We start from the raw sequence: 22,301 nt of genomic DNA, 5'->3' as shown, positions 1-22,301 counted from the left end.
TGGACTGGTGGGCGGCGCGCGCCGCCGGGTCACCGCCCAGGCCTGTCATGACCGCCTCACATCCATGCCGAAGATGATCGCCGCATCGTGCACGGCAATGGTGAGCACCGGCCGGCGCCCGCTCAGGTAGCCCAGCGGGCCGTTTTCGGGAAAATGCCATGCCGCACGCAAACCCGCCATCCGGCCGATGACCCGGTTGTGTGACAGCGTCACCCGGCCGTCGAGGTCTTGCATAACCGGCAGCGTGAGCGGGCGCATCCCCGGCCCGCGACCGCGGCACCGTCGACCGACATGCTCATACTCGTGACACCCCTGCGGTCGCTCTGCCGAAACACGGCCAGGTGTTTGGGGATGCCCCAGAGGTCGCGCCCGAGGCTCGGCACCGCCACCAGCAGCTCGTCCTAATCGAGCACCCCGCCGGGCAGATAACGCACAGCGCCGACCCCCACGACGACCCGTGAACCCAGACGCAGCGCGCGCCGCCCGCTCGGCAGCTCGAACCCGGCAGGCAGGCCGGCCGCCGGCACGAGGAACACCGACACGTTCAGGGAACCGCCGAGATACCAGGGCTCGGGCGGGTACCCGGTGCTGTCGGTCATGGGAGGTCCCTTCGCCTGGTGCAGGTCTCCTTTTCAGTGTGGCATGCAGAATGGATGGCATGGTCACCGTTCCGAGCAGCCTCATCGCCCCCGCTCTGCGTCTCATGCGCGCGAACCGCGTGTTCGCCACGGCCGACGGGGCGCGCCGCCGGGTGCGCGAGCTCGAACTCCGGCCGACCCCATACGGGCCACCGAGCAGAATGCGCCGAGATGTACGGATAGACGTTTCCAATCGGGGCTGGCCGGTCTACACCATCACCCCCTTCGGCAGCACCCCGACCGGAAGTGTGGTGTACGTGCACGGCGGCGGCTGGCTGAATCAGATCGCTGGGCAGCACTGGCATCTGGCCGCCCAGATCGCCGCGGAGGCGAACACCGTCGTCACGGTGCCGATCTACCCACTCGTGCCCTTCGGGACCGCAGCCGTCGTGGCCGCCGGAATCGTCGACCTCGTGCTGGACAACCTGCAGTGGTACGGCGCCACCTGCATCGCCGGGGATTCCGCCGGCGGCCAGATTGCCCTGTCCACCGCGCTCGCACTGCGGGATGAGCACGGCATCACGCTCCCCCAGACCGTCTTGGTCTCACCCGCCCTCGATCTCAGCTGGAGCAACCCGCGCATACCGGCCGTGCAGCCGAGCGACCCCTGGCTCGCCACTCCCGGCGGAGAAGTCCTGGCCCGCCTCTGGAAGGGCGACCGGGACATCCTGGACCCCGTGGTGAGTCCGTTGATGGGCGACCTGGCCGGGCTGGGACCGCTCACCCTGTTCAGCGGCTCCAGGGACGTGCTGAATCCGGATGCGCACCTACTCGTCGGTAAGGCCGCAGCAGCGGGGGTTGACCTGGATTTCCACGAGGCCGTGGGGCAGCTGCATGTGTACCCGTTGCTGCCCACGACGATCGGCGGCGATGCCCGTGCGACGATCGTGCACGCGCTGCGCCGGGGAGTGACCACACCGCTCAGCGTCGGCGAGACGCCACCTGCGCCCCGATAGCCAGGGTGAATGCGCCAAGCGCGGGGAGGAGGCCCAGCGCAGCGACCTCTCCGATCACGACAAAGCCCACCATCGCAGGGGCCCATCCTGTTACATCGCCGTGAACTACACCCGGCCCGGCGGTGAACGGCGGATCAGTTGGGCCAGAGACCCGGCACGACGATCGCGAGCTTGCAACGCGGGCAGCGGTGGCAGGACTCGAGACCCTCGGCCGTGTCGACGCCGTCGGGGCTCATCTCGATGCCGCAGGCCGGGCAGAGCGGGCCGGGCTCGTCGAAATCGAATCCGTCGTCGTCCATAGGTGAGCTAAGCCTCGCATGCCTACCGTCGCCAGTCGACCAGGCCGATCAGGAGTTCCGGGCGATCCGGAAACCGACGTCGTCGATCTGGAGGCCCGGGTAGCTGCCCCGCCGCACGGAAGCACGGCAGCTCCAGTGCTGGTCGAACCAGCCGCCGCCGCGCAGCGCGCGGTAGGTGCCGTACCGCTCGGGGTCGGCGAAGTCCCAGCACCACTCCCAGACACTGCCCAACGTGTCGTACAGACCCCAGGCGTTCGGCTGCTTGCCGCCGACGTCGTGCGGGTGTTCGTCTGAGTTGCCGCGGTACCAGGCGATCTCGTCGAGGTCCCCGTAGCGAGGTCCGGCGGTTCCGGCACGGCAGGAGTGCTCCCATTCCGCCTCGGTCGGCAGCCTGTAGCCCTCCGCTGCGGGGTCCCAAACGATGGCTTCGTCGGCGCCCAGCCGATACACCGGGGTGAGGCCGGCCCGCTCCGATAGGGCGTTGCAGAAGCGGATCGCGTCCCACCACGACACTCCCTCGACGGGCAGCCGTGCGCCCAGGGTCGCGGCAGGCCGAAGACCGGTGACCTGGGCGTACTCCTCCTGGGTCAGCGGATAGGCTGCGATCTCGATCGCGGCGACATCGGCGCTCCAGCTGCGGCGGGTGCGCGCATCCGTCATGGTCACGGTCCCCGAAGGAACAGCGACCAGGCTGGGGGCGGCATCCGTCGGCATACCTGCACGGTACCGGCCCGCGCGCCAGGGCACCGCTGTGTTACGCCGGGGTGGCGACGAGGACCAGGTCGCGCAGGGTGGGCTGATCCGACCACGTTCCGGCGAGCACCTCATGGGCCGAATCCGGAGCCTGGTTCGCCAGGACGTCGTCGTCGCCGAGTACCCGTGCCACGATTATCCGCAGCGTACCGGCAGTCACGACGGTGGCGCCGGGCTCCTGCCGGATGCTGATCTCGGCCACCGCGGGCGGTGTCACGGCGGCACCGCCTGGCGTGCCGCTGCCTGCGACGACGGCGGTGGGCTCACGCACCACCATCTGCCCGTCGATCTCGATGGTGAGCTCGGCCTGGTGGCCTCCGGTGATCGCGGCGGTAGCGACGGCCGCGAGGTAGGCCGGGTCGCCGGTGGCGTCGTAGACCCACCGCTCCCCCAGCACCGAGTGCTGCATGGTGGTGATGAGTGAGGTCTCAGCGCCGGCGAGCGGGGCGTCCCGGTAGGTGACGGGAATCTGCAGTACCGGGCCGGCGCCGGCCGTGACGAGGATGGTCTCGATGCCGACCTGTCCGTCCGGATCGTCGAACCTGTAGGCGGCGAGGTTCGTCACGCTCCCGCCGGCATCGCCGACGAACCAGGGCTGGGTGGGCGCCCAGCGGCTGAGCATGTCGATCTTCGTCGGGGTGATGTCAGCTTGGTGAAGGAGGGCCATGAACCGATCCTACGGCGGCCGGATGATCACTCGGCGTCAGTCAGGGCGGACTGCACGGCGACCACGCCCGCACCCCACTGGTCGTCGAAGAACCGCTGGATCGAGCCGTCGTCGTAGATGACCGAAATCCAGAGGTAGCCGTTTTGGGTCCAGTTGGAGAGGATCGGCATCTCGGACCAGTCCGAGGCTGTGGCCGGGCTGTATTCGGCGGCGTTCAACTCGTCCTGCAGGCGCAGCAGGGTGCTCTCCTCGGTCGGGCCGGGGGTGGCCTCGTCGAGCCGGGGATCGATCTGTGCGAGCGGGTCATAGAGTGACAGCGGGATGGGCGGCTGGGTCACCGTGAACGCGGCGGCGCCCCAGGTTCCGGTGACGGCGTAGCTGCCCCAGGTGACGCCAGATTGCGTCTCGGACTGGTCGACAGTCGCCCAGTCCCAGCCGAGGATTGGTGGTCCGTCGCACTGGGGCGGGAGTGACTGGGCGACCGCGCCCAAGCAGAGTTGAGGGGCCTCGCCGTCCTTCTGCAGAACCGTGGCCTGCGCGAGGACATCACCGGCGGCCGCGGGGCGGGGAAACTGCCCCGGGACCGCGGAGGACCGAGGCCCCCGCGCGTCACTGCCGGCGCATCCGCCGACGGTGAGCAGGGTGACGGTGACGCCGGCGAGCACGAGGAGCCCCGAGATTCTCATAACCGCAGTGTGGCAGGCGGGCACGACAGGCGCCAGCAATCATTTATGGTCGAGGAATGACTTTTAACGACGACGCCAAGTACTCCGGCCAGGGTGTGCGCAAATCGGGCCGCCGCACCGGCCTCGCCGTCGGCGGTGGAGGCCTGGGCCTCGTCGCCATCGTGCTGCTCTCCCAGCTGCTCGGGGTCGACCTGTCCGGCTTGCTGGCCGGCGGCACGGCCGGTGGCGGCGACGAGGGTGATACCACTGCGCTGACGAATTGTGACTTCGGCGCCGACGCCAACGCGGACGTGGAATGCCGGGTGGGTTTCACCCGCGACTCGCTCGAGGACTACTGGGCCGAGCAGGCGCCCGCCATGGGGATCAGTTACTCCTCGCCCGTCATCCAGCTGTTCTCCGGCGGGGTGGACACCGGCTGCGGCGCAGCCACGAGCGCCGTCGGGCCGTTCTACTGCCCAGCCGACCAGCAGATCTACCTCGACACCGCGTTCTACGACACACTGCGCACCGAGTTCGACGCCACGGCGGGTCCGCTGTCCCAGCTCTACGTCGTCGGACACGAGTGGGGCCACCATATCCAGAACCGCGCCGGCACGTTCGCCAGCACTGACACGTCCGAGGCCGGCCCCAGCTCCGACGCCGTCCGCGTCGAGGTGCAGGCCGACTGCTTCGCGGGCGCCTGGCTCGGCTCAGCGGCCGAGACCACGGATGCCGACGGCACCCGCCTGCTCGAACCGATCACCGACGCCCAGATCGCGGATGCGCTCAACGCGGCGTCCGCCATCGGAGACGACCGCATCCAGGAGAAGGCCCAGGGCCAGGTGAACCCGGAGACCTGGACGCACGGCTCCAGCGAGATGCGCCAGAGGTGGTTCCAGACGGGCTACACCAACGGGGCAGAGGCCTGCGACACCTTCGCCGTGGCCGACGCCGAGCTCTAGGCCACTACTGCGGCTCGGTGAGATCGACGACCTTGCCCTTGGCGTCGGCCTTGACGACCTCGATGCCCTTGAGCGCGGCTGCTTTGGTCTGGTAGCTCTCCGAGGTCATCAGCACTTCACCGCTGTGGGTCTTGAGCTTGAAGACATAGCCACCGGATCGGTCTGCAGTCAATTCATACTTGCCGGACATGACACGCTCTCTTCGTCGAGATGGAACTCCGCCGGCTACGAGGCCGGTGGCGCAACCTTACCGCGCCCAGCCGGGGCGGTATCGCCGCGCAGGCCGAGCGCCGGCAGCAGCACCCCGTCGATGAGTGTGATGAGGAAGTCCCGGTCAACGGGCTTGCGTTCGATGAGGGTGCGGTAGGCGGCCATCGACGGGGTGACCAGGCAGAGGGTGTCGATGTCGCACTCGGGCGAGATCTCGCCGCGGTCGATGGCCCGCTGCATGAGGAATCGATTGGCCGCCGCCCGCGGTTTGACGATGGCGTTGTTCGCCGCGTCGGCCATCTCGGGCGTGGCCGAGAGCATCGACATCAGCCCGGCCATGATCTGCATCTTCTTCTCGCCGTCTTCGATGGAGCGTGGCTTGATCATCGCCACGAAGTCTCCGCGCAGGGTTCCGGTGTCGGGCAGGCTGGCCTGATCCAGGTCGCCCTGCTTCATGCAGGCGACGGCGTCGATGACGAGTTCGTTTTTCGAGGGCCAGCGCCGGTACAGCGTGGCCTTGCCGGCCTTGGCCCTGGTGGCGACCATGTCGATGGTCATGCCGTCGAAGCCGGTCTCGGCGAGCACCTCGAGCGCCGCGGCCAAGATCTCCGGGTCACGGGTGTGGTCACGCTTGCGACCCAGTTTGGTCTCGGCCGCTGTAGTCTCGGCCGCCCCGGCGGGTTCGAGCTGCGTCATTGCGTCGACCTCCTTTTCGGTGACGGATCAATCCTGTATGCCTCCACATGTTACCGGGGCGTAAATTCAGGAACTGTTAAGATCCGGAACTCCACAGTATCGTATAGAGTCGCGTTTATGTCTCGAACCAATGTGCCCAGTTCCCGCCGGTGGTGGACCCTCAGCGTGGTCGCCCTCGCCCAGCTCATGGTCGTGCTCGACTCCACGGTCGTGAACATTGCCCTCCCCTCCGCCCAGACCGACCTCGGCTTCTCCAACGGCGACCGCCAGTGGATCGTCACCGCGTACTCGCTCGCCTTCGCCAGCCTGCTGCTGCTGGGTGGCCGGCTCTCCGACTTGATCGGGCGCAAGCGCACCTTCATCATCGGCCTGATCGGCTTCGCGATCGCCTCCGCGCTCGGCGGCGCGGCCGGAACCTTCGGCTGGCTGGTCGCCGCCCGGGCCCTGCAGGGCGCATTCGGCGCACTGCTGGCCCCGACGGCCCTGGCCGTGCTCACCACGACCTTCACCATCCCCAAGGAGCGGGCGCGGGCCTTCGGCGTCTTCGGCGCGATCGCCGGTGCCGGCGGCGCCGTCGGACTGCTGCTCGGTGGCTTTCTCACCGAGTACTTCGACTGGCGCTGGAACCTCTACATCAACGTGGTCATCGCCATTGTCGGGGTCATCGGCGCCGCGATCTTCGTCGACCACCTGCAGCGCACCGGCCCGCGGCCCAAGCTCGACATCCCCGGCACGATCCTGGTCTCGGCCGCACTGTTCGGCCTGGTCTTCGGCTTTTCCAACGCCGAGACGGATGGCTGGGACTCGCCGCTGACCTGGGGCATGCTCGCGGGCGCCGTGGTGCTGCTCGTCGCGTTTGTGCTCTGGCAGCGCGAGGCCGCGCATCCGCTGCTGCCGCTGCAGATCGTGCTCGACCGCAACCGCGGTGCCGCCTACCTCTCGGTGATGATCGCCGGTGCGGGCATGTTCGGCATCTTCCTGTTCGTCACGTATTACCTGCAGACGTCGCTCGGCTTCACACCAATGCAGACCGGTTTCTCGTTCCTGCCGATGATCGCGATGCTCGTGCTCGCTGCGCAGCTGTCGACGAACATCTTCGTGCCGCGATTCGGCCCCAAGGTCATGGTGCCGTTCGGCATGGCACTGGGTGCGACCGGCATGATCCTGCTCACCAATCTCAACCTCGACAGCACCTATGCGGCCAATGTGTTGCCGCCGCTGATGATTCTCGGCTTCGCGATGGGCTCGATCATGCCCGCCTCGATGCAGACCGCCACCCTCGGCGTCGACCGCCAGTTCGCCGGCGTCGCGTCGGCGATGGTGAACACCAGCCAGCAGGTCGGCGGCTCGATCGGCACGGCCCTGCTGAACACCCTGGCGGCCACCGCGGCGGCCGACTATGTGGCCTCGCACCTGCCCGCCACGGCCGAGGTGGCCGCACAGGCCGCGGTGACCAGCTACGCCGTCGCGTACTGGTGGGGCGCCGGTTTCTTCGCCGTCGGCGGCATCATCGCGGCGCTGCTCTTCCGCCGGATGGGCCACGGCCTGTCCCTGTCCAACGCGCACCTGGCCGCCGAGACCGAGCCGGTGGTCGCCCGCTAGGGTCGGTTGCTCTCGAGCAGGGGAACGGACGCCGGCTCGAGCGCGGCATCCGTCTTCTCGGAGCGCACGAAGCCGATACCGATCAGGATCAGCAGCCCGCCGACCAACTGCGGACCGGTGAGCTGTTCGCCCAGCAGGAGCCAGGCGTAGAAGGTGGCGGCCACCACCTCGAGTAGACCTACGAACGAGGCGAGCCTGGAGCCGAGCATTTCGCTCGCGGCGATGCTGGTGGAGTAGGCGATGGCCGTGGCCACCACGCCGATGATGATGAGCGGCAGCCACCACGGCACCGTTCCGCCGAACATCGCCACATCCGCGGTGGAGGTGGTGAAGGGCACCAGGCCGCTCAGCCCCACGGCACCCAGCAGCACGCCGCCGAGCAGCAGACCGAATCCGGCCAGCGCCACGGCCGGCAACCCCTCGCTGGGCTGCGCCGCCACGAGGTAGTAGATGGCGCAGCCCACCATGGCGGTCAGCGCCAGAGTGAGGCCGAGCACGTCCAGCCGCACCGACCCGGTCGGGTTCACCACGAGGATCAGGCCGGCCAGCGCCACGATCGAGCCGACGAGCACGACGCGCTTGGGCATCCGCCGGCTGCGCGCCCAGGCCCAGACGACGAGCAGTAGCGGGGCCATGTATTCGATGAGCACCGCGGTGCCGACCGGGATACGTTCGATCGCAGCGAAATAGGCGAGCTGGGTGCCGGCCACGCCGATGACCGCCATCGCGAGCACCCGCCACCGGGCACGCCAGAGCGTCGCCCAGCGGCCGTGTAGCGCGATGACGGCCACCGGGGCGAGCACGATGCCGCCGATGAGCACCCGCAGGGTCACGGCCGCGGCGGGACTCCAACCACTCTCGAGCAGCGGCTTGGCCAGGGCGCCGGAGAGGCCGAACGTGGCCGCGGCGATGAGGGCGATGACCAGGCCGAGCGAGGTGGACGGGCGAGTCATGGGGCTCCACACAGACAGACAGACGACGGAATTGAAGGGGTGTTGATCATGAAGATAGTGTGGTCGTGAGTAAGGAGTCAATTTGCATTTTGCCCCTGACACCGAGGCGAGTCTGGCGTTCACGGTCGACCTCGCCAACACCGTCGCCGGCGCCACCAAAAGCGGTCCCGACGAGCTCGTCACGCCCGTCCAATTGACGGCGCTCTTTGTGGCCCACCGGTTCTCCGGCCGCCTCGATGGGACCGAGGCCGAACTGGCCGAGGTGCGCGCCACCCGTGAGCTGTTGCGCCACATCTGGCTCCTCGGCCGCGACGAAGCGGCCGTGGAGCTGAACGCCATGTTGCGAAGCGCCAGGGCCCTGCCCCGGTTGATGCGCCACGACGGACTCGACTGGCACCTGCACGCCACCGACCCGGCTGCCCCGCTGGCCGAACGCATCCGGGTGGAGGTGGCCCTGGCCCTGGTCGATGTGATCCGCACCGACGAGACCGGCCGGCTGCGCGCCTGCGCGGCCCAGGACTGCGCCGGCGTTCTGGTGGATCTCTCCCGCAACGGCTCGAAGCGGTTCTGCAGCATCCGCTGCGGCAACCGGATGAATACCATCGCGTTCCGGCAGCGCGCCGCGGGCTAGGTCAGGGGTGCGGCCGACGCAGGAACAGCTGGCGCAGGGCCCGGATGAGCAGGATGAACCCGACGAGGCCGATCGAGGCACCGAGGAAAGCGAACAGCCGCACGCCCGCCACGAGGTCAGGACCGGTGTCGGAGACCACCAGCACGATGCCCAGGCTGACGGCGGTGATGCCGATCAGTACTCCAATGGCTTCGGTGACGACCGAGCCGATCCACCACCTGTCATCGGGCTCGGCGAAGGCGCGGATGCGCAGGCTGAAGGTGCCCTTGGCCAGGGAAGAGCTGATGGTCTCCAGCCGACGCGGCAGCCGACGCGCCGTGGCCTGCAACACGGCGGCCTGCGCCTGGAGCGAACCGAGAAGGCTCTTGGGAGTGACGAGCCGCCGCAGAAAATGCGGCACCCTGGCCAGCGCCGTTTCCACCATGTCGAAGTCGGGGTCGAGGATGTCCAGGCAGCGTTCCAGGGTGATCAGGGACCGCAGTGCCTGGCCCAGCGAGGTCGGCACGGCCAGGTGGTGGTCGCGGATGGTGTCGAGCATCGCGGCGAAGATCGAGCCGTTGGCGCTGTGCCGGTTCAACGTCAGCACGCGGCCCAGGTCGCGTTGCAGCGAGAGGATGTCGGCATCCGGCGGCGCCTCCACCACCAGCAGCAGGGCATCCGTCGTGGCGATATCGTCGTCGTTCGTCGCCGCGAGCAGCAGCGTCACCAGGCCCTCCCGCATACTGCGCTCCAGCACGCCCACGTTGCCGAAGTCGATCATGCCCAGCATGCCGTCGGCACGCAGCATCAGGTTGCCGGGGTGCAGGTCGGCGTGGAAGATGCCCGTCACGATCACCTGCTCGAGAACCGCATCCAGCAGGGCCGCGGCGAGCGCCCCACGGTCCTCGGGGTCCATTCGGCTCAGCCGCTCGCCCGCGGCGTTCAACGGGAGACCGTCGATGAGGTCCATGGTCAGCAGCCTGCGGGAGCTGGCCTCGGCGTACACGCGGGGCACCACGAGCACCTCGTTCTCCGCCGACGACGCCACCACACTGCCGATCTGTTGGGTGCTGCTGAACTCGATGCGGTAGTCCAGCTCGTCTCGCAGCGACCGGCCGAAGCCCTCGGCCAGGGTCACCACGCCGAAGTCGCGCCCCCAGCTGGTCTGGTTCTCAATGCGCTGCGCGAGCCTGACGATGATGTCGATGTCCGCGGCGACCTGAGCCGCCGCGGCCGGTCGTTGCACCTTGAGCACCACTCGGGTGCCGTCCAGCAGGGTTCCGGCGTGTACCTGAGCGACGGATGCCGCCGCGAGCGGCAGTGCGTCGACCTGACTGAACACGGTCTCCAGCGGGCCGCCGATCTCGGCCTCGATCACCTGACGGATAGCCGGCCACGGCAGCGTCGCCGCGCCGGACTGCAGCGAGGCGAGCGCCCGGGTGTAGCTGGCCGGCAACAGGTCGCGCCGGGTGGAGAGCAACTGGCCGAGTTTCACGAAGGTGACACCGGCCTCGTTGATGGCCGAGACGAGGGCATCCGGGGTGCGCCCGCCCTTCTTACCTTCGCGGGGAGCGCCGCCCGGCCTCTCGTTGAGGATCCAGCCGATGCCGTGTTTGGAGAGCAGCGTGAGGATCTGCAGGTAACGCTTGGTGCGCCGGCGCCGGTGCAGGGCCGCCCGGAAGGCGTCGATCGGGTTGGCGGCCGTGGTGGGCCAGAGCGCCTCGGTGGCCACCAGCATGGCCATGCCGAGCGCGAAGACCCAGCCGAACGCGAGGGCCACGAAGAGCAGCACGACCACGATCGGCACCGTGGGCGTGCCGTCGGCGGCGATCACCTGGGCCTGAATCGAGACGAAGTAGGCGAACGGCCAGCACCCGACGAAGACCAGCAGGCCCACCAGGAAGGTGCGCAGCCAGCCCACCGTGGTGCCGAGCAGGGAGCGGGTGGCGAATCCGATGGCGACGGAAAAAACGAGGGCGACCAGGATGATGACGACCCACGTCCAAAACGATTCCAACAACCCGTGCCCCGCAATCTCTCGCCGTTGGGGCTCAGGCTACCGCGCTGTTGAAGTCAGTGCAGCAGGAGTGCATACCGCACCATGTCCCGGGGTGTTCCGCCCACAGACCGCCAGGCCGGCATCAGCTCGGCGCGCTCGAAACCGGCACGCTCGGCGGTGCGGGCGGAGCCCATGTTCCAGGGCTCCACGTAGAGTTCGAGCCGCGCCAGCGCCGGCAGGGTGCCGGCCCAGTCGACCAGCGCTCCGAGCGCCGCGGCCGCGTGGCCCTGACGGCGGGCGGTGGGGCGGATCCAGTAGCCCACGCTGGCGGAGCCGGGGTCGACGCGCGGCCAGAGTCCGATCTGGCCGACGGCCCGGTCGGCCGGATCGGCGATGGCGAACGAGTAGCCCTCCCCGGTGCGGGACCGTTCGTGCTGCCGGTCGATGAAGGCCAGCGCGGCAGCGTGATCATTGGTGGCAGGCACGCTGGTGATCAGCGGAATCAGCTCGTCCCCCGATGCCTCTTGGATCAGCGGCGCATCCGTGGCCCTGAAGGCACGGAGGGTGACGCCGTCGCCGGGCACAACGGGCAGCCGCAGCGTCACGCGGCGCTCCGGGCCAGCAGGGTGAACGCCGCGGTGGCACGCGGGTTGTCGGCCGGGCACTCGCTGCGGAAGCGGCGGGTGGCCACCCCGGCCTCGTAGGATGCGAACTCGATGTCGAAACCCGACCCCAGCTGCACGGCCAACCGCATCGCCAGGCGGATGCCGGTGGCGGTGAACTCGGCGGCCAGCTCCGGGGTGCGCCAGCCGAAGTCCTCGGTCAGCGCGTCGTAGTAGTCGATCTCCCAGCGGATCAGATCGGTGACCAGGGCGGCATCGAGCTGCGTGGCAGCGTACGCGACGGGGTGCGGGCACCAGAGCACCGTGCCGGCGTAGTCGGGCAGGAGGCGCAAGAGCACCGCCGACGATGACGTGGACTCACTGACGCAGTCGTCGATCGACCGGTCAGCCCTATTCTCACGTTGCATGATCGCGCTCCCCCCAGCGTGCTGCCGTCTCTCACATTCCCCGGTACCTACGATTTCAGGTGTCGATGATCTGCGCAATTCGCGGCGGGTGCGCTCGGCTAGCTAGCGTCCGCTGGTGCTGACCACCGGGGCTCCGCCACAGGAGGAGGTCTGCGCCTCGGCGACTCGAGGGTCGTCCTCTGGCAGGGCGCCCGACACGGCGGTGTATCCATTGATGGCGGTGAGCCCGTCTGTCGACACCGTGATGCCCGTGGCCATCAGGGAATAGCTGTCGTCGCGGTTTTGGGTGACCTGGAGACCGTTCAACTCGACACCGCCTTCGACGTCGAGGCATCCCACCCCGGTGCCGTTGTCGTGGGTGTTCTGCATGTCGAAGGTGTACGGCCGGGCGTCCACACCGATGGGGGTCACGAACTCGCAGTCCACCAGCGCGTGCAGGGTGGCGCTGCGGCTGTCGTCGAGCACCGTCACGACCACACCATTGTGCAGTGTCGCCGTCCAGCCGTTGTGCCCGCCGGGGCCGGCCAGGTCGTCGGCGAGGGTGACGGTGGCGCCGGAGGCCGTGCTGATGCCGAAGGTGAACGGTGAGGTCGTCTCGTCGTACCACTCGGTGTCGTTCTCGCCGTCGCCGTCGACGTCGGCGATCTCAGCGCTGACCGCCTCGGCCGGCATCGACTCGGCCGTGGCAGGACAGCCCGTGGGCATGGCGACGGCGGGGTCGACCGACGAATCTGGTGTCGCATCCGCGGAGTCGCCGGGCTCGGCCGGCGTCACGGCGCTGGTCTGGGCCGCGCCGGATGCCGCGCACCCGGAGAGAGCAAGGGCCAGGAACCCGGCGACGACGAAATACCGACCGGCGGTCCTGGTTTTCGAGTGAACGGTTGACATCAGGATGATGCTACCGACGTTGTCTGGGGGGCCTCCGTGTTTCGGGCCCGCTTTCGGAGGCGATTGCCAGCGTGGACTGCGGGCGGTGCCTGGAGAGCCCGACAACACCGTAGGCCGCGATCGCGCCGGCGATGACAAAGGCGATCAGGGCGTAGGGCGGGGCCTCGGACGCCTCACCGAGCACGACGATGCCGATGCCGACCGCCACCAAGGGATCCACCACCGTGAGACCGGCGATCACCAGGTTGGGCGGACCCGTGGAGTACGCGACCTGCACGAACACACCGCCCACGACCGCCGCCGTGAGAATGCCGCCGACACACAGCAGGGTGAGCAGCGACAGGTCGCCGGCCACCAGCTGGGTGATCGTGAGTTTGGCCAGGGTTGCGACGAAGGCGTAGAGCACCCCGGCACCGAGCACGTAGGCCACGGCGGTGAGGCGGGCGCGGAGCAGCGTGAAGATCAGGCCGCAGACGATCAGGACGACGCCGAGCAGGATCAGGATGATCGCCACCTGGGGCGGCTGGATGGGCCGATCGGTGGCGTACACGGCAGCGATGGAGACGAAGATCACGATGCCACCCACGGACAGGGCCACCGAACGCAACACGGTTCCGTCAAGCCTGGTGTGCGCGAGCCGGGAGTCCACCACGGTGGACAGCACCAGGGCGGCCACCCCGAGCGGCTGCACAACGAGCAGCGGAGCCAGGCCGAGGCTGGTCAGCTGCAGCAAAATGGCGAAGCCCAGCAGCAGCGTGCCGAGCAGCCAGGACGGTCGTCGCAACAGGGCCAGCAGCTGGCCGATACTCATCTTCTGCTGGTCGCCGGGGCGCATCCTGGAAGTCTTGCCCACGCCTCGGTGCTGCAGCTGAGCGCCGAGGGCCAGGAACACCGTGCCGGCGAGCGCGACGGCGATGCCGAGGTTCTTGCGGGCGACCGGGTCGAGAAACGACACCATCGCATCGGTGGCTTCGGTGGGCATTACGGGCACGAGCACATCCAGACCTTATTTCAGTGCGGCTGCCGCCGTCGATTCGGGCGGGTCTCCGCCTGGTCGGCGGTAGGTGTTAGCGTGCCCCCATGAAGCAGAGAGAGCTCTTCCTCCAGGCGGATGCCGCGTTGCGCTCCGTCATCGACCGGATCACCCCTGACGAGCTGATGCGGCCCGCCCCGGCCGACTGGGCGGTGACGTCAAACCCCACCGTACGCGACGTTGTGGCCGCGCACGCCCGCGACGAGGCCTGGGTGCCAGATGTGCTGCTCGGCAGAACAATCGAGGATGCCGGCGGCACCTACGACGGCGACCTGCTCGGCGACGACCCGATCGCCGCCTACGACCGGCTCAACGAGACGGCCACCGCGGCCGTGCAGGAAAACCTCAACCCGGAGAAGGTCGTGCACCTGAGCTATGGCGACTTCACTCTTCGGGACTACCTCGAGCACATCAGCATCTACCGGGCGTTCCAGGCCTGGTCCATCGCCCGCCACCTCGGCTGGGACTTCGCGTTGCCGGCCGCGTTGGTGGAGGCCCTCGAGGAGGTCATCGGCCCGCAGATCGACGGCTTCCGAGAAATGGGGGTGTTCCCGCCCGCGGTGCCGGTGCCCGAAGATGCGGACCGGGAGACCCGGCTGCTGGGGGCGGTGGGCTACTGGGCACCGAAGGACTGACCGGCCTCGGCGGCCGACCGGGACCGGCGCGCCCGGTCGGCCAGGGTGATTGCTACAACGAGCACGCAGACTGTCGCGACCAGGACCACCACAACGGTGACTCCCGTGACCGAGGCGAGTAGCGGCACCAGCAGCACCAGCGCCGCCGCGGGCAGGATCACCAGGGGCTGGATCTGCGTCCTGGACACCAGAACCGCGTGCACGGCCCACAGCAGCACCAGGAAGACGCCCGCCGGCAGGGCCACCGCATAGCCCAGCGCCACCGGTGACACCTCCAGGTGATGACCGGCCTCGGCCACCGCCACCTCGAGTCCGGCACCGAGGGCCGCGAGCGCGGCGAACACGCCGTAGTGGCCGTACCCCCACAGGAAGGAGCGGCTGCGTTTGACGGAGAGCCCCTCCCCCGCGGGCTCGAGGAAGTAGAGCCACCAGATCGCGAACAGTGTCACCAGTGCCGCAGCGGACACGAGAACCAGGTCGCCGCTCACGCCGCCCTCGCTCAGGGCGTCCTGGACGCCGTAGGTGGCCGCCAGCACGCTCTCGCCGAGCAGGATAATGGTGAACAAGCCGTATCGCTCACTGATGTGGTGCGGGTGCCAGAAGGTCATGCCGGTGCGTTCCGCCCAGAGCGGCACGGCCAGGTCGAGCGCTGCGAAGACGAGGAATGAGAGCACGCCGACCTCTTCAGGCAGGGCCAACCGGGCCAGCCAGCCCAGTTGCACGAGGCTGACCCCCGCCGCATATCGCCAGGCCGTCACCCGGCTCGCCGGATGCTCGAAGCCGGCGCGCAGCCACTGGGCCACCAGGCCGATGCGCATGATGAGGTAGCCCAGCGTGATCGCGCGAAAGTCCTGCTCGGTGAACGCTGCGGGCACCCCGGCGGCGAGTACGAGCACCCCACCCATCTGCAGCATGGTGAGCAGCCGGTAGGGCACATCGTCGGTGTCGTAGGCCGACGCGAACCAGGTGAAGTTTATCCAGGCCCACCAAATGGCGAAGAACACCATCAGGAACGGGCCGACCTCTTCGAAGCCGTGGCCGCCCTCGATGCCGTGCGCGAGCTGCACCACAAGCTGAGCCACCGCAACGACGAAGGTGAGGTCGAAGAGCAGCTCGAGCGGGCTCGCCGCCCGGTGTGCCTCGCCGGTGTCGCGGGCGCTCATGCGCCGGTGGAGTCTGAAGCCGCCCGCATCCGTCATGCGCACAGCATATTGACTGGGCGTTACGAACGCACCAGCCGGGCGATGGCGTCGCCGGCTTCCTTGAGCTTGGCCTGGGCCTCATCGCCGCCGACGGCCACGGCGTCGACGACGCAGTGGCTGAGGTGGTCGTTGAGCAGGCCCAGAGCCACCGACTGCAGGGCGCTGGTCATGGCCGAGACCTGGGTGAGGATGTCGATGCAGTACTTGTCGTCGGTGACCATGCCCTGCAACCCGCGGGCCTGGCCCTCGATACGGCGCAGGCGCTTGAGGTAGTCGTCCTTGTTGGAGATGTAGCCGTGCGGGCCGTCGTGGGTGTGGTCTGCGGGGTGGTCTGCGGTCGTCATTGTGCGCTCCTGGCTGTCGGCTGACCTTATACCCCCTCACGGTATCACGATGGTGCGCTAGAGTACCCATAGGGGGTATCCCCATTCCGCAACATCCGTACGCAACATCCGTATCGTAAGAGAAGGTTCGCATCATGGCTCAGACAGAAACCGTCACCGACTACCTCGTCACCGGCATGACCTGCGGCCACTGCGTCGCCAGTGTCATCGAAGAGGTGTCCCTGGTGCCGGGGGTCAGCGCGGTGACCGTTGACCTCGCTGTCGGCGCCGCCAGCACCGTGCACGTCACGAGCGCAACCGCCCCCGCTCGGTCCGACATCCGCGCCGCCATCGACGAGGCCGGCTACGAACTGCAGACCACCACGGGCGCCGCCGCGTGAACGAGCCCGTCGACCTCGTGGTCGGCGGCATGACCTGCGCGTCCTGCGCCGCCCGCATCGAGAAGAAGCTCAACCGGCTGCCCGGCGTTGTGGCCACCGTGAACTACGCCACCGACAAGGCCACCGTGCGCCTGCCGCAGGGCACCAGCATCCACGACGCCATCGCCACGATCGTGGCCACCGGCTACTCGGCGCGGCTGCCCGCACCGCCCGTCGCCGCCCCGGCCGCCGAGCCGATCGAGCTGGATGCCGACACCCTCACCCTCCGCCGGCGGCTGCTGATCTCGACGATCCTGGCGATCCCGGTGGCGGTGCTCTCGATGGTGCCGGCCCTGCAGTTCACCAACTGGCAGTGGCTTGCGCTCACGCTTGCCGCCCCGGTGGCCGTCTGGGGCGCCTGGCCGTTCCACCGTGCCGCCGCACTGAACGCCCGGCACGGTGCCGCGAGCATGGACACCCTGATCAGCGTGGGTGTGCTCGCCGCGTTCGGCTGGTCGCTCTATGCCCTGTTCCTCGGCGATGCCGGAATGGCCGGCATGACCATGCAGATGGACCTGAGCATGACGGGGTCGGGGTCCGCCGAGATCTACCTCGAGGTCGCCGCCGCCGTGACCGTGTTCATCCTCGCCGGGCGCTACGTCGAGGCCCGCGCCAAGACCCGCTCCGGCGCGGCCCTGACGGCGCTGGTGAACCTGGGCGCCAAGGACGTCGCGGTGCTCCGCGGAACGCTGGAACAGCGCATCCCGATAGCCGAACTCGTCGTCGGCGACGTGTTCGTGGTGCGCCCAGGCGAGAAGGTCGCCACCGACGGCATCGTCGTCGACGGCGCCTCGGCCATCGACACTAGCCTGCTCACCGGCGAGACCGTGCCCGTGGAGGTGGGCCAGGGCGACACCGTGGTGGGTGCCACGGTCAACGCCGGCGGCCGTCTCACGGTGCGCGCCACCCGGGTCGGCGCCGACACCGAACTGGCCCGCATCGGCCGCCTGGTCGAGCAGGCCCAGACCGGCAAGGCGCCGGTGCAGCGGCTCGCGGACAGGGTGTCGGCGGTGTTCGTGCCCATCGTCTTCGTCATCGCGCTAGGCACCCTGGCCACCTGGCTGGTGCTCGGCGCCAGCGCCGAGCAGGCCTTCACGGCCGCCGTGGCCACCCTGATCATCGCCTGCCCGTGCGCGTTGGGCCTGGCCACTCCCACGGCGTTGCTGGTGGGCACCGGCCGGGGCGCCCAGCTGGGCATCCTCATCCGCGGGCCGCAGATCCTGGAGTCCACCCGCCAGGTGGACACCATTGTGCTTGACAAGACCGGCACCGTCACGACGGGGCGGATGGCACTGCTCGGCGTGCACGTCACGGCGGCGGTGTCCGCCGACGCCGGCGAGACCGAACTCCTGCGGTTCGCGGGCGCGGCCGAGGCCGGCTCCGAGCATCCGATCGGCGTTGCCGTCGTGACCGGAGCCGCAGCTCGGGTCGGCGTGCTGCCGGCGGCCACCGACTTCGCCTCGGCGCAGGGCTTCGGCGTGCAGGCCGTCGTCGACGGGCACCTGGTGCTCGTGGGGCGGCCACGCTGGCTCGCCGACGAGTGGCAGATCACCCTGCCGAACGACCTGCAAGCCACGCTCGACACCGTCGAGGGTGCCGGCCAGACGGCCGTGGTCGTGGCTTGGGATGGCGAGGCCCGGGGCATCCTGACCGTCGCCGACGAGGTCAAGCCCTCCAGCGCCGCGGCCGTCGCACAGCTGGTGGCCCTGGGCCTCAGCCCGGTGCTGCTCACCGGGGACAATCCCACCGTGGCACGTTCCGTGGCCGACCAGGTGGGAATCGGCGAGGTCTTCGCGGGAGTGCTGCCCGCGGAGAAGGTGGAACGGGTGCGTGCCCTGCAAGCCGCCGGCCACGTTGTGGCGATGGTCGGGGACGGGGTGAACGACGCCGCGGCTCTGGCCGCCGCCGACCTCGGCATCGCGATGGGCACCGGCACCGACGTGGCCATCGAGGCCAGCGACATCACCCTCGTGCGGGCCGACCTGCTCGCCGTGGTCGACGCCATCCGGCTCTCGCGGCGCACCCTGGGCACCATCAAGGCCAACCTGTTCTGGGCGTTCGCCTACAACGTGGCCGCGATCCCGCTCGCCGCGCTCGGTCTGCTCAACCCGCTCATCGCGGGCGCGGCGATGGCGCTGTCGTCGGTGTTCGTGGTCACCAACAGCCTGCGCCTGCGCGGGTTCCGAGCGTCGAGCTAGCGCGCTCCGCCGGCCGTGCCGTGCCGGGCGGCCGGCAGTCGCCAGGCCAGCACGGCCGTGACCAGACCGACGATGCCGAACACGACCTGCAGCGGGTGGAACCCGATCAGCGAGAACTGCACGATCTCGAAGAGCACCAGGCCGACTCCGGCGGCCAGCGAGAGAAGGCGGGCGTAGGGGCCGCGGCGCCACTGCCAGAAGGCGGTGACCGCGAAACCGAGCCCAACGAACAACGCCAGGGCGGCGCCGGGCAGCAGCCAGGTCTCGAACACGGTGCCCTCGAGGGCCGCGGAATCGGCCATCAGGAGCGAACCGTCAGGGGCCAGCATCCCCCGAGTATCGTCCGGCGGCCGGTTGAGCGCGAGGGGCGGCGAGCACGGTACGGCACGGCGGCACAGCACGCATCCGGCGACCCCTAGCCGCGGGGACGGCGGGTGCGCATGCTCAGCTGCACCGCCACCGCGGCGATCAGCATCAGCACCACGGCAATGATCGACGTGACACCCACCCCGCTGTCGAACGCGGCCTTGGCCGATTCGGTGAGCGCGTGAGCGTCGGCGGCGGGCAGCTCGCCGGCCACGCCGAGCGCACCACCGAGGGTCTCGCCGGCCTGGGCGGCCGCGCCCCGGCCGAGGCCGTCCGGCAGCACCACGCTGGCCCGGTAGGACGCCGCGAGGATCGCGCCGAGCACGGCCGTGCCGAGCACGGCACCCAGCTCGTAGGCGGTCTCGGAGACCCCGGCCGCGGCGCCGGCCTTGTCCGGCGGCACCGAGCTGAGGATGGTGTCGTTGGAGATCGTCTCCGCCGCGCCGACGCCCACCGAAAGGATGCCGAAGGCCAGAACCACGACGCCGGCGGTGAGGTTCTCCCGCAGCAGCACGATCAGGCCGAAGCCCACCGCGGAGAGCAGGATGCCGCCCACGATCACCAGGCGCGGCGGCACCCGCCGCACCACGTAGGCCGAGGCCAGGCCGGCCACGACCGACAACACGGCCCCGGGCAACAGCAGCAGGCCGGCGGCGAGTGGGTCGAGGCCGAGCACCAGCTGCAGGTGCTGCGACACGAAGAACAGGAAGCCGACCAGGCTGAACACGGCGAGGAAGTTGGCCAGCACCGACCCGGCGAACGGGGCGTGCTGGAACAGGGTGAGGTCCAGCAGCGGGTTGTCGATCCGCAGCTGGCGGCGCAGGAACATCGCCCCGGCCAGCAGGCCCAGCAGCAGCGCGCCGACACCGAGCACCCCGACACCGTCGTGGGTGAGGGTCTTGATCGCGAAGACCAGCGGGGCGAGGGTAAGCAGCGACAGGGCCACGCTGAACAGGTCGATGCGGAGCGGCGCCGGGTCCTTCGACTCGGGGATGAGCACCCCGGCGAGGGCGACGAGCGGCAGCAGGAACGGTACCGCGATGAGGAACACCGCACCCCAGTGGAAGTGCTGGAGCACCACGCCGCCGACGATGGGGCCGAGGCTGGAGCCGGCCGCGAAGGCGCCGGCCCACACCGCGATCGCCAGAGTGCGCTGACGGGCATCCAGGAACAGGCTGCGCAGCAGCGACAGCGTGGAGGGCATGATCATGGCGCCGAAGAAGCCCATCACCGCGCGGGCCACGATGAGCATCTCGGCGGTGGGCGCGAACGCGGCCAGGGCCGAGACCACGCCGAACCCGGTCGCGCCGATCAGCAGCAGCTTGCGGCGGCCGACCCTGTCGCCGAGGGTGCCCATGGCCACCAGCAGCCCGGCGAGCACCAAGGGGTAAATGTCGACGATCCAGAGCAGAGTCGTGCTGCTCGGGCGCAGGTCCAGGCTGATAGCCGGCAGGGCGAAGCTGAGCACGGTGTTGTCCACCGAGATCAACAGCACCGGCAGCATCAGCAGCACCAGGCCCGCCCATTCGCGGCGGCCGGCGCGGGGTACGGCGGTGGAGAGGTCGGAGGTGCGGATGTCGTCTGTGGTGCTCATGTCTACCTGGCTGAAGATTCGGGGTTCCGGGGAACGGCGAGTTTTACTGCACCATCGGGTACAGCAGATTTAGACTATACCACCAAGTACAGTAAAGTGGCGGTCATGGCCCAACACCGCGACAGCGCCCGCGAGAGCATCCTCACCGCGTTCCAGGAACTGCTCATCGACACCAGCGGGTCCGGCGCATCGCTGGACGCCGTCGCCCGTGCAGCCGGCGTCACCAAAGGCGGGCTGCTCTACCACTTCGGTTCCCGCGACGGCCTGGAGACGGCGCTCATCGACCGGCTCGAGAGGCTGGCCGACGCCGAATACGAACGGATGCGCGCCGCCCCGGCCGGCGCCGCCGCGTCCTACGTGGCGATGGCTGAGTACGTGAACAGCCCGCTGGACCGGGCGACCCTGGCCGGCGGATCCCTGGCCCGCCGCAACCCGCGCGCCCACGCCGTGATCGTGGACATGCGGCGACGCTACTTCGACATCCTCAACGAGGATCTGCGCGACCCCGACCTGGCCCGGGCCACGATGCTTCTGGCCGACGGGCTCTACTACGACGCCACGACGATCGGCGAGCCCTTCGAACATGAGCTGGATATCCCCGCGTTCCTGGCCCGCCTCACCCCGCGAACTGTGAGCTAAGCACCAGAAACCGCCGGTTTTCGGGGGTCAGGTCTCAGCTCGCGAGCGGATTAGGCGGCCTCGGCGACCTCGGCGGCGGCGACCGCCCGATAGAGGGACGCCAGCAGCAGGGGCAGCTGGCTGGCGGGCGCATCCGGTGCCTCGGGGTGCCACTGCACGCCGGTGATCGGGAGGGTGCGGTGCTCGACGGCCTCGACCAGACCGTCGGGGGCGGTCGCCACGGGAGTGAGGCCGGCGCCGAGCCGGCCGACGCTCTGGTGGTGGGCGCTCTGCACCGAGATGCGGGTGTCGCCGAGCGCCGCGGCGAGGGTGCTGGTGGAGCGGAGGACGACGGCGTGGGTGGAGAGGATCTCGTCGATGGGCACGCCGATGTTGCGGTGGATGCCGTCGTCGATGTGCTGGACGAGGTCGCCACCGAGGGCGACGTTGATGATCTGCAGTCCGCGGCAGATGCCGAGCAACGGGGTGCCCCGGTCGGCGGCGCGCTGCACGAGCGCGATCTGGCCCTCGTCGGCGTCGATGAAGTGCGGCGTCTCGCCCGGGTAGCCGGCCCGTGCACCGTAGAAGCGCGGGTCGATGTCTTCGCCGCCGACGATCACCACGGCATCGGCCGAGTCGGTGAGGTCTAGCAGCGCGGGGGCGTCGAGGTCGGCGGCGGCCAGGCGTACGACGGTCCAGCCGCCGTCGGTGCCGGCGTCGACGACCGTGGCGTTGAGGGTCTGCACCTTGGCGTGGTACTCCGGGCGATCGGGCCGGCTGCGGGTGACCTCGATGACGGCGAGGGTGGGCCGTTCGGGCAGTGACGGCGCGGGCAGGGCGGTCATGGTGGCGAGCTGGGTGGTGGTCATGACTCGCCTCCGTGACGGGATCGGGTGGTGGGGTGCGGATGGTGCGGGTTCCAGTGTGCCTGAGCCGCGCCATCGGCATCCGGTTCGCAGTAACA

27 protein-coding genes are annotated in these 22,301 nt (G+C 69.5%); 8 read left to right on the top strand and 19 right to left on the bottom strand.

Annotated features, from left to right (window positions below; genetic code table 11):
• Positions 1-45: 45 nt before the first annotated feature.
• Together B7495_RS03795 and B7495_RS03790 are read right to left on the bottom strand one after the other, a co-directional pair.
• Positions 46-234, bottom strand: a complete 189-nt coding sequence (locus tag B7495_RS03795; protein ID WP_151199516.1) for a hypothetical protein — start codon at positions 232-234, stop codon at positions 46-48.
• A 167-nt stretch (positions 235-401) separates the two neighbouring features.
• The gene (locus tag B7495_RS03790; RefSeq protein WP_088455399.1) at positions 402-599 is read right to left on the bottom strand and encodes a hypothetical protein; all 198 of its coding nucleotides are present in this window, start codon (positions 597-599) and stop codon (positions 402-404) included.
• Between the two features lie 59 nt (positions 600-658).
• Between B7495_RS03790 and B7495_RS03785 the strand changes: the two genes are divergently transcribed.
• On the top strand, positions 659-1,594 hold the full coding sequence (locus tag B7495_RS03785) for an alpha/beta hydrolase fold domain-containing protein (RefSeq protein WP_088455398.1): 936 nt from the start codon (positions 659-661) through the stop codon (positions 1,592-1,594).
• A 134-nt stretch (positions 1,595-1,728) separates the two neighbouring features.
• Here the strand turns inward: B7495_RS03785 and B7495_RS19030 are convergent, their stop codons facing one another.
• Genes B7495_RS19030 through B7495_RS03770 form a run of 4 tightly spaced genes read right to left on the bottom strand, consistent with a single transcriptional unit; the run spans position 1,729 to position 3,999 of the window.
• The gene (locus tag B7495_RS19030; protein WP_165787966.1) at positions 1,729-1,893 is read right to left on the bottom strand and encodes a hypothetical protein; all 165 of its coding nucleotides are present in this window, start codon (positions 1,891-1,893) and stop codon (positions 1,729-1,731) included.
• 48 nt (positions 1,894-1,941) lie between these two features.
• Complete coding sequence (locus B7495_RS03780) at positions 1,942-2,607, bottom strand: SUMF1/EgtB/PvdO family nonheme iron enzyme (protein ID WP_088455397.1); 666 nt, start codon at positions 2,605-2,607, stop codon at positions 1,942-1,944.
• Positions 2,608-2,647: 40 nt separating this feature from the next.
• Positions 2,648-3,313 (bottom strand): hypothetical protein, encoded by a 666-nt coding sequence (locus tag B7495_RS03775; RefSeq protein ID WP_088455396.1) that lies wholly within the window; start codon positions 3,311-3,313, stop codon positions 2,648-2,650.
• Positions 3,314-3,339: 26 nt separating this feature from the next.
• Positions 3,340-3,999: a hypothetical protein gene (locus B7495_RS03770; protein ID WP_151199515.1), complete on the bottom strand. Its 660-nt coding sequence runs from the start codon at positions 3,997-3,999 to the stop codon at positions 3,340-3,342.
• 56 nt (positions 4,000-4,055) lie between these two features.
• On the opposite strand from B7495_RS03770, the gene B7495_RS03765 reads away from it, so the two are divergent.
• Positions 4,056-4,940, top strand: a complete 885-nt coding sequence (locus B7495_RS03765) for a neutral zinc metallopeptidase (RefSeq protein WP_088455394.1) — start codon at positions 4,056-4,058, stop codon at positions 4,938-4,940.
• Positions 4,941-4,944: 4 nt separating this feature from the next.
• Here the strand turns inward: B7495_RS03765 and B7495_RS03760 are convergent, their stop codons facing one another.
• Together B7495_RS03760 and B7495_RS03755 are read right to left on the bottom strand one after the other, a co-directional pair.
• Complete coding sequence (locus tag B7495_RS03760) at positions 4,945-5,130, bottom strand: DUF1508 domain-containing protein (protein ID WP_088455393.1); 186 nt, start codon at positions 5,128-5,130, stop codon at positions 4,945-4,947.
• Positions 5,131-5,165: 35 nt separating this feature from the next.
• The gene (locus B7495_RS03755) at positions 5,166-5,846 is read right to left on the bottom strand and encodes a TetR/AcrR family transcriptional regulator (RefSeq protein ID WP_088455392.1); all 681 of its coding nucleotides are present in this window, start codon (positions 5,844-5,846) and stop codon (positions 5,166-5,168) included.
• Positions 5,847-5,963: 117 nt separating this feature from the next.
• Between B7495_RS03755 and B7495_RS03750 the strand changes: the two genes are divergently transcribed.
• Entirely contained in the window at positions 5,964-7,448 is a 1,485-nt protein-coding gene (locus tag B7495_RS03750) for an MFS transporter (protein WP_088455391.1), read from the top strand.
• Here the strand turns inward: B7495_RS03750 and B7495_RS03745 are convergent.
• The gene (locus tag B7495_RS03745) at positions 7,445-8,401 is read right to left on the bottom strand and encodes a DMT family transporter (protein ID WP_088455390.1); all 957 of its coding nucleotides are present in this window, start codon (positions 8,399-8,401) and stop codon (positions 7,445-7,447) included. The genes B7495_RS03750 and B7495_RS03745 overlap by 4 nt on opposite strands.
• An 82-nt stretch (positions 8,402-8,483) precedes the next feature.
• Between B7495_RS03745 and B7495_RS03740 the strand changes: the two genes are divergently transcribed.
• On the top strand, positions 8,484-9,032 hold the full coding sequence (locus tag B7495_RS03740; protein ID WP_088455389.1) for a CGNR zinc finger domain-containing protein: 549 nt from the start codon (positions 8,484-8,486) through the stop codon (positions 9,030-9,032).
• Between the two features lies 1 nt (position 9,033).
• Here the strand turns inward: B7495_RS03740 and B7495_RS03735 are convergent, their stop codons facing one another.
• From B7495_RS03735 to B7495_RS03715, 5 genes are all read right to left on the bottom strand, one after another.
• Positions 9,034-11,031 carry an AarF/ABC1/UbiB kinase family protein gene (locus tag B7495_RS03735; protein WP_133159808.1) on the bottom strand — a complete coding sequence of 666 codons (1,998 nt, stop codon included), beginning with the start codon at positions 11,029-11,031 and terminating at the stop codon, positions 9,034-9,036.
• A 53-nt stretch (positions 11,032-11,084) separates the two neighbouring features.
• Positions 11,085-11,615 carry a GNAT family N-acetyltransferase gene (locus B7495_RS03730; protein WP_088455387.1) on the bottom strand — a complete coding sequence of 177 codons (531 nt, stop codon included), beginning with the start codon at positions 11,613-11,615 and terminating at the stop codon, positions 11,085-11,087.
• Complete coding sequence (locus B7495_RS03725; RefSeq protein ID WP_088455386.1) at positions 11,612-12,040, bottom strand: hypothetical protein; 429 nt, start codon at positions 12,038-12,040, stop codon at positions 11,612-11,614. Before B7495_RS03725 ends, B7495_RS03730 begins: the two co-directional genes overlap by 4 nt.
• A gap of 102 nt (positions 12,041-12,142) precedes the next feature.
• Positions 12,143-12,928, bottom strand: coding sequence for a hypothetical protein (locus B7495_RS03720; RefSeq protein WP_088455385.1), 786 nt, complete (start codon positions 12,926-12,928; stop codon positions 12,143-12,145).
• Positions 12,929-12,938: 10 nt separating this feature from the next.
• The gene (locus tag B7495_RS03715) at positions 12,939-13,925 is read right to left on the bottom strand and encodes a DMT family transporter (RefSeq protein WP_240632387.1); all 987 of its coding nucleotides are present in this window, start codon (positions 13,923-13,925) and stop codon (positions 12,939-12,941) included.
• 83 nt (positions 13,926-14,008) lie between these two features.
• On the opposite strand from B7495_RS03715, the gene B7495_RS03710 reads away from it, so the two are divergent.
• Positions 14,009-14,596 carry a hypothetical protein gene (locus B7495_RS03710; protein ID WP_088455383.1) on the top strand — a complete coding sequence of 196 codons (588 nt, stop codon included), beginning with the start codon at positions 14,009-14,011 and terminating at the stop codon, positions 14,594-14,596.
• Here B7495_RS03710 and B7495_RS03705 read toward each other — a convergent pair.
• Complete coding sequence (locus B7495_RS03705; protein WP_240632386.1) at positions 14,575-15,759, bottom strand: low temperature requirement protein A; 1,185 nt, start codon at positions 15,757-15,759, stop codon at positions 14,575-14,577. The two genes, B7495_RS03710 and B7495_RS03705, sit on opposite strands and share 22 nt — an antisense overlap.
• Positions 15,760-15,818: 59 nt before the next feature.
• Positions 15,819-16,142 (bottom strand): metal-sensitive transcriptional regulator, encoded by a 324-nt coding sequence (locus B7495_RS03700; RefSeq protein WP_088455381.1) that lies wholly within the window; start codon positions 16,140-16,142, stop codon positions 15,819-15,821.
• A 134-nt stretch (positions 16,143-16,276) separates the two neighbouring features.
• Between B7495_RS03700 and B7495_RS03695 the strand changes: the two genes are divergently transcribed.
• A complete protein-coding gene (locus B7495_RS03695) occupies positions 16,277-16,522 on the top strand; it encodes a heavy-metal-associated domain-containing protein (protein WP_088455380.1) in 246 nt (81 codons plus the stop codon).
• 29 nt (positions 16,523-16,551) lie between these two features.
• Positions 16,552-18,759 (top strand): cation-translocating P-type ATPase, encoded by a 2,208-nt coding sequence (locus tag B7495_RS03690; protein ID WP_088457886.1) that lies wholly within the window; start codon positions 16,552-16,554, stop codon positions 18,757-18,759.
• On the opposite strand, the gene B7495_RS03685 is transcribed toward B7495_RS03690, so the two are convergent.
• Both B7495_RS03685 and B7495_RS03680 read right to left on the bottom strand, forming a co-directional pair.
• A complete protein-coding gene (locus tag B7495_RS03685) occupies positions 18,756-19,088 on the bottom strand; it encodes a hypothetical protein (RefSeq protein WP_088455379.1) in 333 nt (110 codons plus the stop codon). The genes B7495_RS03690 and B7495_RS03685 overlap by 4 nt on opposite strands.
• Before the next feature lie 86 nt (positions 19,089-19,174).
• On the bottom strand, positions 19,175-20,719 hold the full coding sequence (locus tag B7495_RS03680; protein WP_088455378.1) for an MFS transporter: 1,545 nt from the start codon (positions 20,717-20,719) through the stop codon (positions 19,175-19,177).
• Positions 20,720-20,824: 105 nt separating this feature from the next.
• Between B7495_RS03680 and B7495_RS03675 the strand changes: the two genes are divergently transcribed.
• A complete protein-coding gene (locus B7495_RS03675; protein WP_103460807.1) occupies positions 20,825-21,358 on the top strand; it encodes a TetR/AcrR family transcriptional regulator in 534 nt (177 codons plus the stop codon).
• Between the two features lie 50 nt (positions 21,359-21,408).
• On the opposite strand, the gene B7495_RS03670 is transcribed toward B7495_RS03675, so the two are convergent.
• Entirely contained in the window at positions 21,409-22,206 is a 798-nt protein-coding gene (locus B7495_RS03670; RefSeq protein WP_240632385.1) for a gamma-glutamyl-gamma-aminobutyrate hydrolase family protein, read from the bottom strand.
• Between the last annotated feature and the right edge of the window lie 95 nt (positions 22,207-22,301).

Source organism: Cryobacterium sp. LW097, assembly GCF_002205495.2.
Classification (GTDB): domain Bacteria; phylum Actinomycetota; class Actinomycetes; order Actinomycetales; family Microbacteriaceae; genus Cryobacterium; species Cryobacterium zongtaii.
The sequence above is the reverse complement of the archived record's forward strand: the minus strand, read 5'-3'. Positions and strand labels throughout refer to the sequence as shown.